This window comes from Microcystis sp. M53598_WE2, from assembly GCF_030067735.1.
GTDB classification, from domain to species: domain Bacteria; phylum Cyanobacteriota; class Cyanobacteriia; order Cyanobacteriales; family Microcystaceae; genus Microcystis; species Microcystis aeruginosa.
Genome location: NZ_JASJFE010000723.1, coordinates 1 through 1,632 on the forward strand (window position 1 = coordinate 1; position 1,632 = coordinate 1,632).

Here is a 1,632-nt window from a genome sequence, read left to right on the forward strand (position 1 = left end):
GAACTACCACTAGCTAAATAGCGGCCATCGGGACTATATACCACTGAGTAAACCCCGCGAGAATGACCAGTAAGGGTACAAAATTCTGTTTCCGTTGCCACCTCCCAAATTTTGATAGTATTGTCCGAACTACCACTAGCTAAATAGCGGCCATCGGGACTATATACCACTGAGTAAACCCCGCGAGAATGACCAGTAAGGGTACGCAATTTTTTTCCCGCTGCTACCTTCAAAATTTTGATAGTTTTGTCACTACTACCACTAGCTAAATAGCGGCCATCGGGACTATATGCTATTGAGTTAACCGAGTCAGAATGACCAGTAAGGGTACGCAATTCTTTTCCCGTTGCTACCTCCCAAATTTTGATAGTTCTGCCATTACTCCCACTAGCTAAATAGCGACCATCGGGACTATATACCACTGACAAAACCGAGCTAGAATGACCAGTAAGGGTTTTATCTAAGAAGCGAAGACTAGATAAATCAGATATTAATAATTGAGGACTAGCAGGAAACTCTAGATATTTAAAATAACCGTAAGCTTGCGTTATTCCTATCCCTAATAACAAAACTCCGCCAAGAGCTATCATTAGATTTGGTGTTGGAGGCATAGATTGAAGACCGGCGGGAAACTGCTTATATTTCAAATAACCATAAACTTGCGTTATTCCTACTCCTAATAACAAAACTCCACCAAGAGCTATCATTCTATTTCTAAGCTTATTATTTTTAACCGGTTGTACAGGTGTAGGAAGTAACTTTAATTGCCGTTCAATCTCATCCAAACGCTGTAAAATAACCCTAGTATTAGCTGGCCTATTCCTGGGTAATCTTCCCATCAACTCATCAATAAAATCCAACAATAACGGGTGAATATTTTCCGTTTCTTCTCGCCAAGGTAAAACATCATTATACGCATCATAAATCTCTAAAGGATGTTTTCCAGTTAATAAATGCACAAAAGTTCGTCCTAAAGCATGAAAATCTGATTGAATCACTGCTTGGCCATGTTGTTGTTCATTGGGTGTATATCCGGCTGAGGTAATACCTGTTACCTGTTGACCTTTGACCTTTTGATGATAGGTTTGGGTTTCTTCCCTTGCTGTGCCAAAATCAATTAACACCAACTCGCCACTATTCCGCAGCATGATATTAGGGGGTTTAATATCTCGATGCAGCCAATTCTGTTGATGAATTTTATCGAGAATTAAAGTAATTTCTCTCAGCCATTTTAAGGCTCGTTTTTGACTTAACTTATCATACTGGTTTAGCCACTGTTCTAAATTAATCCCCTCCACTTTTTCCATAACTAAACAGTGTAATATTTTCCCCTCCCTTGTGGAATATTGAAAATAGGCATCTGCGCGAGGAACACCGGTGACATTTTGACGACTTAACTCTAATAAAACGTCATATTCCCGTTTAAATAATTCCACTGCCTTCGCTTCATTATTCCATTTTTCTTGTAATACCTTGAGGATTTTGGACGTAAAACCTTCAAAAGCCTCATAAACAACCCCAAAACCAGTCGTATCACTCAATAACCGACTTACCCTATATTGACCATTTAACAACAACTCAGAGCCGCAACTTTGACAGTAACGAGTATTCGAGTTATTATTACTCGGATGC

At 39.3% G+C, this 1,632-nt stretch carries 1 protein-coding gene; it reads right to left on the reverse strand.

The genetic code is table 11. The features are described from left to right. A partial coding sequence (locus tag PX636_RS14765) for a serine/threonine-protein kinase (RefSeq protein WP_288117679.1) occupies positions 1–1,632 on the reverse strand: 1,632 nt, incomplete at both ends.